Origin of the sequence: Streptomyces pallidus (ex Mingjun et al. 2026) (genome assembly GCF_051550185.1) — a bacterium.
Taxonomy (GTDB): Bacteria; Actinomycetota; Actinomycetes; order Streptomycetales; family Streptomycetaceae; genus Streptomyces.
In genome coordinates this window covers 6645693-6658189 of sequence record NZ_CP196181.1, presented here as the reverse complement: position 1 = coordinate 6658189, position 12497 = coordinate 6645693, and the positions used below count along the sequence as shown (strand labels likewise).

Sequence of the window (12497 nt, the reverse complement as noted above, 5' to 3'; positions counted from 1 at the left end):
CGGACATGATGGTCCCCGCCGTTCTCCTGTTGCTCGGCGCCGTGACCGCGGTGCTCGCCCCCCGGCTGCTGGCCAGGGCCGAATGGCCCGAGCGCGAACCCGTCGTCGCCCTGTGGGTGTGGCAGTGCGTGGTGGGTGCGGTCCTGCTGTGCTTCGCCCTGTCGATGCTGCTCAGTGCGGCCGCCGCCTGGCACGCGGTACGGGGCCGGCTCTTCGCGGCCGCCCCGCACGGGGTGGTCGACGCGTACGCCCTGGGCCCGGCCGGCGGCCCGTGGGCCGCCGGCACCGCACTGCTGCTGGCGGGCGGCGGGCTGTGGAGCGGGCTCCGGCTGGCCCGGGAGGTGCTGCGGGCGCGGGCCGGGCGTCGGGCGCGGGGCGCCGAACTGCTGGTGCGGGCGCCACTGCTGCCCGGGGAGGACCCGGGCGGGGCGCGGCTCGTGGTGCTGGAGGGGCCGCGGCCGGAGGCGTGGTGGCTTCCGGGGGCGGCGCCGCAGCTCGTGGTGACCACGGCTGCACTCGGGCGGCTGAAGGGCAGCCAGCTGGACGCCGTGCTGGCGCACGAGCAGGGGCACGCGGCGGCCCGCCACGACTGGCTGTTGCACTGCTCGCGGGCGCTGGCCGGCGGCTTCCCGCAGGTACCGGTGTTCGCGGCGTTCGAGGCGGAGATCGTCCGGCTGGTCGAACTGGCCGCGGACGACGTCGCCTCGCGCCGCTACGGGCGGCTGACCATCGCCCTCGCGCTGGTCGGGCTCAACGAGGACCGCGGGGTCTTCGGGCCCTCCCCCGCGCCGCAGCCGCACGTACCCGAACGGGTGCGGAGGCTGCTGTCGGCGACGCCGCGGATGTCGCCGGGCCGCCGGCTGCGGCTGACGGCGCTGGCCACGCTGGTGCCGGCGGTCCCGCTGCTGGTGGCCTTCGTCCCCGGACTGAGCGCGCTCACCTGAACGCCGTCCGGAGCGAGGCGGGCGGGGGTGCGACCCGCGGCGCGCCTCCCGTGGGCGGCGGTGCCGCGGACCGGGAGGGTGCAAGGATCTTCCGCATGCGAAGCGGGCGGGTGCGGCGGGTGGGAATCGGCTGCGCGGTGCTCGCGGCCCTGCTGACGGTGCTGGTCGCGATCCGGTGGCAGCCGCTGCTGCGCCTCGACGCGCTGGTCGCGCGGGACCTGCACACGGTCGCCGTGGCCCGTCCGGGGGTGACCGGCGTCGTGCGGGTGCTCAGCGACTGGGTCTGGGACCCCTGGACGATGCGCGCCCTGGCGGCCCTGGCCTGCGTGTGGTTGTGGCTTCGGGCCGACCGGCGGCGCGCCGTGCGGGTGGCCGGGGCCACGGTGGCCGCGGCGGCGGTGTCGCAGGGGATGAAGGAGGCGGTGGGCCGGGACCGGCCGGTGTGGCCGGACCCGGTGGACGCGGCGCATTTCGCGGCCTTCCCTTCCGGACACGCCATGACGGCGGCGGCGGTGTGCGGGATGCTGCTGTGGCTGCTGCAGCCGTCCGCCCCACGGGCGTGGGTGCGCGCGGCCTGGGTGCTGGCCGCCGTCTCGGTGCTCGGGGTCGGCTTCACCCGGGTCTACCTGGGCGTGCACTGGCCTTCGGACGTGCTGGCCGGCTGGCTGATGGGCGCGGCCCTGGCGGCGCTGGCGGTCGGCTGGCCGGGGCGGCGGGAGCGGCCGGAAGACGCCGCTGGGTGAGACGAGGGCGTGCCTGCCCTGCGCGATCCCCCGCGTCGCGCAGAGCAGCCCCTCCCGTGCGCTGAGTATATTGGCTGGAAGCCAGTCAACGCAGGAGTAAGCATGTCCCCGCGCCGCGCATCGGTCAATGAAGAATTGCGCAGACGTTCCCGGGAGCGGCTGCTCCAGGCCACGGTCGATCTGGTGGCCGAGCGGGGCTACGAGGCCACGACCCTCGGCGACATCGCCGACCGCGCCGGCACCGCCCGCGGCCTGGTCTCCTACTACTTCCCGGGCAAGCGGCAACTGCTCCAGTCGGCGGTGCACCGGCTGATGCACCGCACCCTGGAGGCGGCCCTGGAGCGGGAGCCGCGCACCGCCGACGGCCGTGAGCGGCTGGCCCGTGCCATCGACGCGGTGCTGGGGCTGGCGCGGGACGAGCCGCTGCTGATGCGGACGCACATGGCGGGCATCCTGCAGGCCGAGGGGTTCGTGCAGTGCCCGGAGCAGCAGCGGCTGGCCGCCCTGCTGCGGGACACCGTGGCGCGGTACGGGTCGGCGGACGTGGACGCCGACTACCCGTTGCTGCGGGCGCTGCTGATGGGTGCGGTGGTGGCGGTGCTGCTGCCGGGTGCGCCGATGCCGTCGGCGCGGCTGCGGGCCGAGTTGTTCCAGCGCTACGGGCTGGACTGGGAGCTGGGCGTTCCGCCGCAGGCCGACCCGCCGGAGGGCGGGGTCCGGCTCGCTCCGGTGTGAGCCGCTGCCCGCGGGCCGCGCTACGGCGCCGGTGCCGGTGCCGGCGATCCGGACTGGCGGTCGGGGATCCGTTCGGTGAAGAAGAGGGCGAAGACGGTCGTGAAGGCGAGGACGGCGAGCGCGGCCCGCAGACCGTCGAGCCGTGCCTCGGCGTTCGCGTCCGTCGCGGCCTGAGCGGCCTCGGGGCTCGTGCCGGCCTCGTCCAGGGCGGTTTGGAGCTGGGCGTCGGACACGAAGGGCGCTCCGCTCTCGAGCTGGACGACGGCCTGGGCGGCGACCTCGTCCGGGACCGCCGGATTCTCCTCGATGGCGGTCAGGAACGAGGTCGTGAGCGTGGCGATCAGGATCGATCCGGCGACTGCGGTACCGATGGAGGAGCCGAGGTTGGTGACGGCGTTCTGCACGCCGCCGACCTCTGCGGTCCGCTCGTCCGGCACCGCGGAGACCGTGACCGCACCGAGCTGGGAGGCGAGCGCCCCCATGCCGAGCCCGACCAGCAGGAGCGGCACCGTCACCACTGCCGCGTCCGCGTCCGCGTCGAGCGCGATGAGAAGCACCACGGCGCCAGCGAGCAGGGCCAGCAGGCCCAGGCGGACCACGCGCCGCGGGGAGGCCTGCGGGCGTAGCTTGGGGATCAAGGTCGCGGCGGCGAGCAGGGACAGTGAGAGCGGCAGCAGCCGCAGGCCGGTCGCGAGGGCGGACAGGCCGAGGGCGACCGACAGGTAGAGCGGGACGAGGAAGAACACGCCCATCTGCACGAAGTACTGGAAGAAGAACATCGTCAGGCCCCCGGCGAGCTGCCGGTTCCCGAGCAGTCCGGGGTCCAGCAGCGGATCCCGGCGGTGCGCGACGAGGCGGGCTTCCCAGCCGAGGAAGATCCGGATGAGGAACAGGCCGGCCAGCATGAGCCAGACGGTGAGTGAGATGCCGAGCAGGGCGGGGGCGCCGGCCTTCGGGACGAACCAGCCCCATTCGCCGGCCCGCAGGATGCCGTAGACGAAAGCGCCGAGGCCGAGCGCGGACAGCGCTACACCTGCGAGGTCGATGCGGGAACGGGCCTCGGGCGGGGCGTCGGAGAGGCGGCGGGCGAAGTAGAGGATGACGAGTACGAGGACGACCTCGCCGGCGAAGACCCACCGCCAGGAGAAGTACGTGGTCGCCACGCCGCCGATGAGCGGCCCGACGGCGATCGCGACGGCACCGGCGGCGGCCACGATCCCGTAGGCGGCGGGACGGCGCTCAGCGGTGAAGTTGCCCGCGACCAGTGCGACGATCGCGGGGAGGATCAGCGCGGCGCCGACTCCTTCGAGGAAGGACCACCCCAGCAGGAGCACGGTGAGGTTGGGGGCGAGCGAGGTCGTCAGGGATCCGCAGCCGTAGATCACGCACCCCGCCATGAAGGCGCGTTTGCGGCCGAGGAGCACGCCGACCTTGCCGCCGGGAATCATGCACATGGCCATGACCAGGGTGTAGGCGGTGATCGCCCCCTGGATCCCGGTCACGGTGGTGCCCACGTCCTCGGCCACCGACGCGATCGAGACGTTCATGACCGAGCTGTCCAGCGCCATCAGGAACTGTCCCGAGGCGAAGGTCAGCAGCACGACCCCCGACTTCGCCGCACTCCCCGGGACCTCGGTGCTGGATGCCATGGGCGCATCCTGCCCGCAGCCCGCCGGGACGGGCCTTGCGACCCGCCCCGGTGTCAGCCGGTTGGCGTCAGTGGTACGTCAGCGGTACTCGGGCTGTGTCTGGACGTTCAGCCGGTCCAGCCGGACCCACTTGGCGCTCTCGGTGCGCCAGTCGTCGATCCGGAGCACGTCGAGGCCCTTGACGATGTCGTTCGAGTAGATGTGGCCGTTGTAGTAGTACGCCGACCAGGAGCCGCCGATCGGCAGCGAGCCGGGGCCGAGCGGGCCGCGTTCGAAGTAGCCGATCTCCTGGGGCCGCGACGAGTCGGTGAAGTCCCAGACGGAGACGCCGCCCTGGTACCAGGCCTGGACCATGATGTCGCGGCCGAGCGCCGGGACCAGGGAGCCGTTGTGGGCGACGCAGTTCTCGGTGTCGGCCTGGTGGCGCGGGATCTTGAAGTAGCTGCGGAAGACGAGCTTGCGCTGGTCCCCGCGGCCGGTGATGTCGTAGATGCCGTCGGCCCCGCGGTTCGGGCCGGTGGCCTCGTTGCAGGTGGCGCCGCCACCGCCGCCGAGCTCGTCGGTGAACACCACCTTGTCCGCATCCTGGTTGAAGGTGGCCGAGTGCCAGAACGCGAAGTTCACGTTGTCCTGCACCCGGTCGATGACCCGCGGTCGCTCGGGGTCGGCGATGTCGAAGAGGATGCCGTCACCCATGCAGGCGCCCGCGGCCAGCTTCTTCGAGGGCAGCACGGTGATGTCGTGGCAGCCGGTGGTCTTGGAGACTCCGGGGTTGGTGGGCGCGCCCGGGTTGCCGCCGTCCGGGAAGAGGACGGGGAAGGAGACGACGGCCGCCTGGGTCGGGGCCTTGCGCGGGACCTTGATCACGGAGATGCCGTCGTGCGGGGGCCGGCAGTCCGGGAAGGCCTCGTTCGGCGAGTACGAGGCGACGTAGACGTAGACGTCCGGGCCGCTCGGCACGAGCGTGTGGGTGTGCGAACCACAGGCGGTCTCGACGGACTTGACGTACTTCGGGTGCTTCTTGTCCTTGATGTCGAAGATCTTGATGCCCTCCCAGGAGGACTTCTCCGTGGCGGGCTGCGACACGCTGTTGCAGGAGTCGTCGCTGCGGGAGGAGTCGGTGGAGAGGAAGAGCAGGTCGCCGTGGACCGAGACGTCGTTCTGGCCGCCGGGGCAGAGCACCGTGCTGACGGTCTTCGGGGCCCTGGGGTCGGCGATGTCGTAGATGGTGAAGCCGTTGTAGTTGCCGGCGAAGGCGTACCGGCCCTGGAAGGCCAGGTCGGAGTTGACGGTCTCCGGGAACGAACTGGGGACGTTGGTCAGCGGCTTGATGTTGCCGCTGTGGACCACCTGGTCCTGGCCCGGGATCTCTCCGGCGGCCGGTTCGCGGCCGGTGGCGGGGGACGAACTGCGCGGGAAGTCGCCCCCGGGCAGTAACTCGCCCGGGTCGGGGGTGGCCGAAGCGGGCCCGGCGGACAGGAACGCCGCGAGCAGTCCGGCCGCGACGGCGAACACCCCGGGGGCGCGCCGGCCGGCGCGCCGTCTGCGGGGCAGCCCGCTGGTGTGGTTCGAGGTCACTGTGCCCTCCCATGAGGTCCGTTCGATTCCGTTCCGGATGGGATCGGAATGAGGACCCACGCAGTATGTTCCTTACCATGGACATGGCAAAGGGGTTACCCGGTCGAATCATCCGGGCGGTCGCCGCCACCGGAGTCCTGCTCGCCCTCGCCGGCTGCCGGGGCGACCCCGGCGGGGCCCCCGGGGCCGACGGGCCCGCGGTCATCGCGCCCGGCCGGCCGGGCGAGGCGGCCCGCACCCTCTCCCCCGGCGAAGCCGCCCGGAGGCAGCCCGACGACAGCCCCAACGCGGCCGACCGCTCCTACGTCCGGCGCATGGTCGAACACCACCGGCAGGCCCTCGACATGACCGCCCTCGCCCCGACCCGCGCCTCCGCCGACGGGGTCAGACGGCTCGCCGAACGGATCGCGGCCGCCCAGCAGCCCGAGATCGCCGTCATGCGGTCCTGGCTGGCACGGCACCCGGAGCCCGGGGCGGCCCCGACCGGGGGAGGACACGACCACGGCCAGGACCAGGACCAGGGCCGGGCTCAGACCGAGGGCCACGACCACGACCACGGCGCGATGCCCGGCATGGCCACCGAGCAGCAGATGCAGGACCTGGCCGGCGCCCGCGGCGCCGACTTCGACCGGCTCTTCCTCACCCTGATGACCGCCCACCACGAAGGCGCCCTGAAGATGGCCGGCGAGGTCCTCGCCGGCGGCAACAACCTGGCCGTGGAGGAGATGGCCAACGAGGTCGTGGCCACCCAGAGCGCCGAGATCCACCGAATGCGCGCGATGGGCTGACGCCCGCCCCGCCCGGTGCCATGCTGGAGTCCCCGCGGGAGGAGTTCCGCCGTGCTTCGTGTCGCCGTCGTCGGTTCGGGCCCGAGCGGGGTCTACGTCGCCCAGACCCTGGTCCAGCAGCGCGAGGTGCCCGGCGTGCGCGTCGACGTACTGGACCGGCTCCCGGCCCCGTACGGGCTCGTGCGGTACGGGGTGGCCCCCGACCACGAGAAGATCAAATCGCTGCAGGGCAACCTGCGCACGGTGCTGGAGGACGAGCGGATCCGCTTCCTCGGCAACGTCGAGGTCGGCGGGGCGCAGCTGCCCACCGAGCGGATGCTGGAGCTCTACCACGCGGTGGTGTACTGCGTGGGCGCCGCGCGCGACCGGCTGCTCGGCATCCCCGGCGAGGAACTGGCCGGGGTGCGGTCCGCGACCGCCTTCGTGGCCTGGTACAGCGGGCACCCGGACGCCGCGGGCGAGGACTTCGACCTGGCCGGTGTCCGCTCGGCGGTGGTCGTCGGGGCGGGCAACGTGGCCGTGGACGTGACGCGGATGCTGGCCCGCGGCGAACCGGAGCTCGCGCCCACCGACATGCCGCAGCCGGCGCTCGGCGTGCTCGCGGACAGCGGGGTGCGCTCGGTGACGATGGTGGCCCGGCGCGGCCCCTCACAGGGCAAGTTCACCACCAAGGAGCTGCGGGAGCTGGGCACGCTGCCCGGGGTGGGCGTCCGGGTCGACGCGGCCGAGCTGGCGATCGACCCCGCCTACGCGGGCGGCCCGGCGGCGGCCGCCGCCCTGCCCGCGGTGGCCCGGCGCAACCTGGAGGTGCTGCGCGGCTGGGCCGGGCAGGATCCCGCTCCGGCGGACGACGCGGGGCGGCGGATCGCGCTGCGGTTCCACCTGCGCCCCGTCGAGGTGCTCGGCGGCGTCGACGGGCGGGTCACCGCGATGCGGTTCGAGCGGACCGCCCCGGACGGCCGCGGCGGGGTCACCGGAACCGGCGCGTACGAGGACGTCGAGGCCCAGCTGGTGCTGCGCTCGGTCGGCTACCAGGGGGTTCCGCTGGCCGGCCTGCCGTTCGACCCGGCCACCGCCACCGTTCCGCACGCGGCGGGCCGGGTGGTGCGCGCCGGGCGGGCCTCGATCGGGGAGTACGTGGCCGGCTGGATCAAGCGCGGCCCGACCGGCGTCATCGGCACCAACCGGCCCTGCGCGAAGGAGACGGCCTCCTCCCTGCTCCAGGACGCGGGCGCGCTGGCCCGGCGGAACCTGCCGGACGACCCGCTGGAGGCACTGCGGGCGGCCGGGCTGCGCCCGGTGGAGTGGCCGGGCTGGCTGGCGATCGAGGCGGCCGAGGCCGAACTGGGCCGTTCACTGGGCCGCCACTCGGTGAAGATCCCGGACTGGGCCGGCCTCCTGGGCGCGGCCGCCGTGACCGGCCCGACCGGCTGACCTGCCGGAACCGCGCGCCGGGGCCGCCGCCCGGGCCGGGCGGCGGCCCCGGGGCGGGCGGCGGCCCCGGGGCGGGCGGCGGCCCCGGGGCGGCGGTTACGAGACCTCGCGGACCAGGGTGTCGAGTTCCTCGCGGAGGGCCTCTGCGAGGGCGGCCAGGTCCGGTACGGCCGCCGCGTCGGCGACCAGGCCGTAGTGGACCGTGTCCTTGTACGTGGACACGGCGACGGCGAGGGCGTGTCCGCGGGCCAGTGGGGCCAGCGGGTAGACCTCCCGGACCCGGCTGCCGCCGAGGGTGAAGGTGAAGCCGGGCAGCGGGACGCTGGTGACCAGGATGTCGAAGAGCAGCCGGGCCGCCTGGGCGACCAGCGGACCGCCCAGCCGATGGCCGAGCGGGTGCACGTGGTCGGCGAGCAGGGCGACGGCCCCGGCGCCCCGCGTGGGCCCGGCCTCCTTGTTGCGGTTCATGCCGGTCCGGACCCGCTCCAGTCGGCGCATCGGATCCGGCTCTTCGATCGGGAGCCGCAGCAGGTAGCCGGAGAGCCGGTTGCCGTACCGCGGGTCGGCGCCGGGCCTGCGGCGGGATACCGGTATCAGGGCGCGCGGGCCGGGCCCCTCGGGGAGGGTGTCGCCGCGGTCGGTGAGCCAGCGCCGCAGGCCCCCCGCGACCAGGGTGATCAGGACGTCGTTGACGGTGCCGCCGGCGACCTTGCGGATGCGGTTGACGTCGTCCAGGGCGAGGGCGAGGCCGGCGACGGCTCGGGTTCCGGTCCCGCCGGCGCCCGCGGTCAGCGCGGCGGGGACGGCGAGGGGCAGGCCGGAGCGGGCCATGGCCGCACCGATCTCCAGGGCCTGCCCGACACCCTGGATCCGGGTGGCCAGGAGGCCGGGGAGGTCGCGCAGGGCGGGGACGGGGGCAGGGGGTTCGGGCCGCGGGCGCGCGAGTCCCCGTACGGTCGGGCCCTCGTCGAAGAGGGTGGCCGCGAGGGCGAGGGCCGCGAGCCCGTCGGCGAGGGCGTGGTGGAACTTGAACAGGACGGCGAAGGAGCACGGATCGGGTCCGGCCAGGACGTGCGCCTCCCACGGCGGCCGGTCCCGGTCGAGGGGCCGGGCCATCAGCGGGCCCGCCGCGGCCCGCGGGTCCGGGGTGCGGACGAGGAAGACGTGCCGGGCCGGATCGAAGTCCGCGTCGGGCGCCCAGGCGGCGGCGCCGACGGGCAGCAGCACGTCGTGGATCCGGCGACGCAGGCCGGGCACGGTCGTGCAGCGGGCGGTGAGGAGTGCGGCGGCGCGGGCCGCGGGGTCGGGGTCCTGGGTGGCGGCTTCGAAGACCGCGAGGGCGCCGAGATGCATGGGGTGGTCGGCGGACTCGATCCGCCAGAAGGCGAGGTCGAGAGGGGAAAGGTGCTCTGTGACCACGTAGTGCCTCTCGCGAGCAGTGGCTGAGGCTGGAAGTCAACCCCTTTCGCCCTCCTACGATCAAGTAGCCACACTTTTCACGCCCCTGCCGGTCGATGCCGATCAGCCGGACAGGGCTGCGGTGCGGCCGCCGGGCCGTGGTCGACGGGCGGGTGCAGACTGGCCGGAAGACGATCGGCGCGACGACCGGGACGGCGGTCGGAGCAGTCGTCGGAGATGCCGGAGGTGTCGGAGGTGTCGGAGGTGTCGGAGGTGCCAGAGGTCCTGCTCCTCGCGGGGACGCGCAAGGGGCTCTTCATCGGCCGCCGGGAGGCGGGCGGCCCGTGGCGGTTCGACGGGCCGCACTTCAACGCCCAGGCGGTGTACGCGGTCGCGATCGACCGGCGCGGGCCGGCGCCGCGGCTGCTCGCCGCCGGGGACAGCTCCCACTGGGGGCCGTCGGTGTTCACCTCGGACGACCTGGGAGCGAGCTGGCAGGAACCGCCCGCGCCCGCAGTGCGGTTCCCGCAGGACACCGGCGTCTCGCTGGAGCGGGTCTGGCAGTTGCACCCGGCCGGCCCCGAGGCGCCGGACGTGGTGTACGCGGGCACCGAGCCGGCGGCCCTGTTCCGCTCGACGGACCGCGGCAGGAGCTTCGAGCTGGTCCGCGCACTGTGGGAGCACCCGACCCGCGGGAACTGGGTTCCGGGCGGCGGGGGCGAGGGGCTGCACACGGTCCTGACCGACCCGGCGGACCCGGCCGCGGTGACGGTGGCCGTGTCCACCGCGGGCGTGTTCCGCACCCGGGACGGCGGCGCCAGCTGGATCCCGGCCAACCGCGGCGTCTCGGCGGTGTTCCTCCCGGACCCGCATCCGGAATTCGGCCAGTGCGTCCACAAGGTCGTCCAGGACGCCGGCGACCGGAACCGGCTGTACCTGCAGAACCACTGGGGCGTGTACCGCAGCGACGACGCGGGCGGGCAGTGGACGGACATCGGTGGCGGCCTGCCGTCCGACTTCGGCTTCGCCGTGGCCGCGCACCCGCACCGCCCCGGCACCGCCTACGTCTTCCCGCTCAACGCCGACTCCGACCGGGTGCCCGCAGAGCACCGGTGCCGGGTCTTCCGCACCAGGGACGCGGGCGCCACCTGGGAGCCGCTCACCCGCGGGCTCCCGGACGGGGACCACTACGGCACGGTGCTGCGCGACGCCCTGTGCACGGACGACGCCGACCCGGCGGGCGTCTATTTCGGCAACCGCAACGGCGAGTTGTACGCCAGCGACGACGACGGTGAGAGCTGGCAGCTGCTCGCGGCACACCTGCCGGACGTGCTGTGCGTACGGGCGGCGGTGCTCGACGGCCGGGACACCGCGGGCGGTTGAGGCGGGGCGGGACGTGCTCCCGGGGCGGCGGTGCGGGGCGGCCGATTCGGCCAGTAGAGTGACTCGCTGTGGCAGCACGACCGTTGAACGAGATCGTCGAGCCGGGCTGGGCCCGCGCTCTGGAGCCGGTGGCGGCGCAGATCGCCGCGATGGGCGACTTCCTGCGCGCCGAGATCGCGGCGGGCAGGACCTACCTCCCGTCCGGGGCGAACGTCCTGCGGGCGTTCCAGCAGCCCTTCGACGAGGTGAAGGTGCTCATCGTCGGACAGGACCCGTACCCCACCCCGGGGCACGCGATGGGCCTGTCCTTCTCGGTGGCGCCCGAGGTGCGCCCGCTGCCGCCGAGCCTGGAGAACATCTTCCGCGAGCTCCACACCGACCTCGGCCTGCCGCGCCCGGCCAACGGCGACCTGACCCCGTGGGCCCGCCAGGGCGTGCTGCTGCTGAACCGGTCGCTCACCACGGCCCCGCGCAAGACCAACGGCCACCAGGGCAAGGGCTGGGAAGCGGTCACCGAGCAGGCGATCCGGGCGCTTGCGGCGCGCGACAAGCCGCTGGTGTCGATCCTGTGGGGCCGACCCGCGCGCAACGTGCGGCCGCTGCTCGGCCAGTTGCCGGCCGTGGAGTCGGTCCACCCCTCCCCCATGTCCGCCGACAACGGGTTCTTCGGCTCCCGGCCGTTCAGCCGGGCCAACGACCTCCTGGTCCGGCAGGGGGCGCAGCCGGTGGACTGGCGGCTTCCTGCCGGCTGATGTAAGCCGGTCGCTGGCGGCCGGTTGATGTTCAGTTGAACCTTATACGACATTCATCGGATAAATACGGACAGATGCCGCCCGGATGGACCCTGACCGAACACCTGGTTCCGATAAGCCAGTAGCATGCGGCGCCATGAGCTCCCCCACTGGGCCCGCAAATGGCCTGCCCGTACGAATGCCGCGACCCCGCCAGACCGGACGCCACCGCCGGCCCGAGCCCGCGGTGGCCCCCGAGGGAGCGCCCGCGCTGGTGCTCGCCGTGCCCGGCGCCCCCTCGGCCGCGTCGCGCGGTCTCGCGGAAGAGATCATCAGCATCGGCCGCTCCGAGCTCCCCGGCCTGGAGGCCCGTATCGGCTTCCTGGAGGGTGAGGGCGACGAGGGCGCCGAGTTCCCGTCGCTGTCGACCGTGCTGACCGCGGTCGCGGGCGAGCGGGTCGCCCGCGCCGAGTTCGCCCGCGCCGCCGGGCACGAGGTGCCCGAGCCGACCGGCCCGGACGCCGTGGTCGTCCCGCTGCTCGCCGGCCCGGACGCCGACCTGCTGCGCCGGATCCGCCAGGCCGTGATGGACTCCTCGGCCGCCGTCGAGCTGGCCGAGGTGCTCGGCCCGCACCCGCTGCTCGCCGAGGGCCTGCACGTGCGCCTGTCGGAGGCCGGCCTGGCCCGCGCCGACCGCGCCCGCCTGTTCACCGTGACCACCGCCGCCGACGGCATCATCGTGGCCACCACCGGCGGCGAGGAGGCCGTCCAGGTCGCAGGGGTGACCGGCATGCTGCTGGCCGCCCGCCTCGCGGTGCCGGTCAAGGCCGCCGCGCTGGACCAGGAGGGCTCGGTCGCCGCGGTCGCCGAGCAGCTGCGCAGCGAGGGCTCGACGCAGCTCGCGCTGGCGCCGTACCTGATCGGCCCGGAGGCCGCCGAGGGGCTGCTGGACACGGCGGCCAAGGAGGCCGACTGCGCGGCTGCCGAGGTGCTGGGCGCGTACGGCGCGCTGGGCAAGCTCGTCGTGACGCAGTACGCCGCGGCCGTCGGGATCAGCCAGGGAGCTTCCGCCGCCCGCTGACCCGGCTCCCCCCGTTCCACACCAGGGCCCGCT

11 protein-coding genes are annotated in these 12497 nt (G+C 74.5%); 8 read left to right on the top strand and 3 right to left on the bottom strand.

Going from position 1 to position 12497, the window contains the following annotated elements:
- Positions 1-5 precede the first annotated feature (5 nt).
- The 3 genes from ACSHWO_RS29660 (at position 6) to ACSHWO_RS29650 (ending at position 2422) form a co-directional block, all read left to right on the top strand.
- The gene (locus ACSHWO_RS29660; RefSeq protein ID WP_438316597.1) at positions 6-944 is read left to right on the top strand and encodes a M56 family metallopeptidase; all 939 of its coding nucleotides are present in this window, start codon (positions 6-8) and stop codon (positions 942-944) included.
- Positions 945-1039: 95 nt separating this feature from the next.
- On the top strand, positions 1040-1687 hold the full coding sequence (locus ACSHWO_RS29655) for a phosphatase PAP2 family protein (RefSeq protein WP_438316594.1): 648 nt from the start codon (positions 1040-1042) through the stop codon (positions 1685-1687).
- 102 nt (positions 1688-1789) lie between these two features.
- Positions 1790-2422 (top strand): TetR/AcrR family transcriptional regulator, encoded by a 633-nt coding sequence (locus ACSHWO_RS29650; protein WP_438316591.1) that lies wholly within the window; start codon positions 1790-1792, stop codon positions 2420-2422.
- Positions 2423-2442: 20 nt separating this feature from the next.
- Here the strand turns inward: ACSHWO_RS29650 and ACSHWO_RS29645 are convergent, their stop codons facing one another.
- Together ACSHWO_RS29645 and ACSHWO_RS29640 are read right to left on the bottom strand one after the other, a co-directional pair.
- Entirely contained in the window at positions 2443-4071 is a 1629-nt protein-coding gene (locus tag ACSHWO_RS29645) for an MFS transporter (RefSeq protein WP_438316588.1), read from the bottom strand.
- Positions 4072-4149: 78 nt separating this feature from the next.
- On the bottom strand, positions 4150-5649 hold the full coding sequence (locus ACSHWO_RS29640; RefSeq protein WP_438316586.1) for an LVIVD repeat-containing protein: 1500 nt from the start codon (positions 5647-5649) through the stop codon (positions 4150-4152).
- A 77-nt stretch (positions 5650-5726) separates the two neighbouring features.
- On the opposite strand from ACSHWO_RS29640, the gene ACSHWO_RS29635 reads away from it, so the two are divergent.
- Both ACSHWO_RS29635 and ACSHWO_RS29630 read left to right on the top strand, forming a co-directional pair.
- Complete coding sequence (locus ACSHWO_RS29635; RefSeq protein ID WP_438316583.1) at positions 5727-6437, top strand: DUF305 domain-containing protein; 711 nt, start codon at positions 5727-5729, stop codon at positions 6435-6437.
- Positions 6438-6488: 51 nt separating this feature from the next.
- Entirely contained in the window at positions 6489-7871 is a 1383-nt protein-coding gene (locus ACSHWO_RS29630; RefSeq protein WP_438316580.1) for an FAD-dependent oxidoreductase, read from the top strand.
- Between the two features lie 96 nt (positions 7872-7967).
- On the opposite strand, the gene ACSHWO_RS29625 is transcribed toward ACSHWO_RS29630, so the two are convergent.
- A complete protein-coding gene (locus ACSHWO_RS29625; protein ID WP_385814999.1) occupies positions 7968-9290 on the bottom strand; it encodes a wax ester/triacylglycerol synthase family O-acyltransferase in 1323 nt (440 codons plus the stop codon).
- Positions 9291-9542: 252 nt separating this feature from the next.
- Between ACSHWO_RS29625 and ACSHWO_RS29620 the strand changes: the two genes are divergently transcribed.
- From ACSHWO_RS29620 to ACSHWO_RS29610, 3 genes are all read left to right on the top strand, one after another.
- Positions 9543-10652, top strand: coding sequence for a WD40/YVTN/BNR-like repeat-containing protein (locus ACSHWO_RS29620; protein WP_438319306.1), 1110 nt, complete (start codon positions 9543-9545; stop codon positions 10650-10652).
- A gap of 68 nt (positions 10653-10720) precedes the next feature.
- On the top strand, positions 10721-11404 hold the full coding sequence (locus ACSHWO_RS29615; RefSeq protein ID WP_361089901.1) for a uracil-DNA glycosylase: 684 nt from the start codon (positions 10721-10723) through the stop codon (positions 11402-11404).
- A gap of 136 nt (positions 11405-11540) precedes the next feature.
- The gene (locus tag ACSHWO_RS29610; protein WP_361089898.1) at positions 11541-12464 is read left to right on the top strand and encodes a sirohydrochlorin chelatase; all 924 of its coding nucleotides are present in this window, start codon (positions 11541-11543) and stop codon (positions 12462-12464) included.
- Positions 12465-12497 lie beyond the last annotated feature (33 nt).

What these genes read in the sequence shown, in the direction of transcription:
- ACSHWO_RS29645 (WP_438316588.1), bottom strand. Translation starts at nt 4,071, where the DNA reads ATGGCATCCAGCACCGAGGTCCCGGGGAGTGCGGCGAAGTCGGGGGTC.
- ACSHWO_RS29660 (WP_438316597.1), top strand. Translation starts at nt 6, where the DNA reads ATGATGGTCCCCGCCGTTCTCCTGTTGCTCGGCGCCGTGACCGCGGTG.
- ACSHWO_RS29650 (WP_438316591.1), top strand. Translation starts at nt 1,790, where the DNA reads ATGTCCCCGCGCCGCGCATCGGTCAATGAAGAATTGCGCAGACGTTCC.
- ACSHWO_RS29610 (WP_361089898.1), top strand. Translation starts at nt 11,541, where the DNA reads ATGAGCTCCCCCACTGGGCCCGCAAATGGCCTGCCCGTACGAATGCCG.
- ACSHWO_RS29635 (WP_438316583.1), top strand. Translation starts at nt 5,727, where the DNA reads ATGGACATGGCAAAGGGGTTACCCGGTCGAATCATCCGGGCGGTCGCC.
- ACSHWO_RS29655 (WP_438316594.1), top strand. Translation starts at nt 1,040, where the DNA reads ATGCGAAGCGGGCGGGTGCGGCGGGTGGGAATCGGCTGCGCGGTGCTC.